Genomic DNA, 743 nt, shown 5'->3' on the forward strand with positions numbered 1-743 from the left:
ACCTGCTCGGCGAGACGCCGTTAACCCCAACCCAACGCAGTTACTGGCGTTTTTTAAAACACTCCGTCACCACGTTGTTGGGGCTGATGAATAAAATTCTCGATTTTTCCAAATTAGAAGTCGGGAAAATGACGGTGCACCTTCAACCCTTTCATTTACCGACTTGCCTGGAAAGAACCGTTCAGTTATTCACGGCCAACGCTTATACGAAAGGGCTTTCCTTGGACTTGCGTCTCCAGCCCGATTTGCCAAGGTGGGTGAAGGGCGATCCCCAGCATCTTCGGCAGATGCTCATCAACCTCCTGGACAACGCCATCAAATTTACCCGCCAGGGCGGCGTATCCGTCGTAGCCCGTGTGGCTTCGCTCACCGATGCACCAGCGTTCACCTTTCAACTCACGGTTCAGGATACGGGGGTCGGGATTCCCCAAGCCTACCGAGACCAAATTTTTGGTTCGTTTAACCAGGTCGATTCTTCAACAACGCGCGAGCAAGGCGGTACCGGTTTAGGATTAGCCATTTGTCAGCAGCTTGCGCAACTCCATCACGGAACCTTGGACGTCGACAGTGAAGAGCAGGTCGGCTCAACCTTTACGCTGCGCCTGCCCTTCGACCGCCTTGCGCCGCCGACCTCTCCGACGGAGCCTGACGTTTCTCCATCGGAATGGCGAGACCCGATAGAGGTGCCAGAAGAATGGGGTCGTGACGAGGACCTCCACCGAAGCGCTTTCTACCCTCATCGC

At 55.0% G+C, this 743-nt stretch carries 1 protein-coding gene; it reads left to right on the forward strand.

What is annotated here, in order from left to right; translation table 11 throughout:
• Nucleotides 1–128: 128 nt before the first annotated feature.
• On the forward strand, nucleotides 129–743 hold a 615-nt coding region (locus tag BN873_RS01530), incomplete at its 3' end, for a sensor histidine kinase (protein WP_242434344.1).

The organism is Candidatus Competibacter denitrificans Run_A_D11, assembly GCF_001051235.1.
Taxonomy (GTDB): domain Bacteria; phylum Pseudomonadota; class Gammaproteobacteria; order Competibacterales; family Competibacteraceae; genus Competibacter_A; species Competibacter_A denitrificans.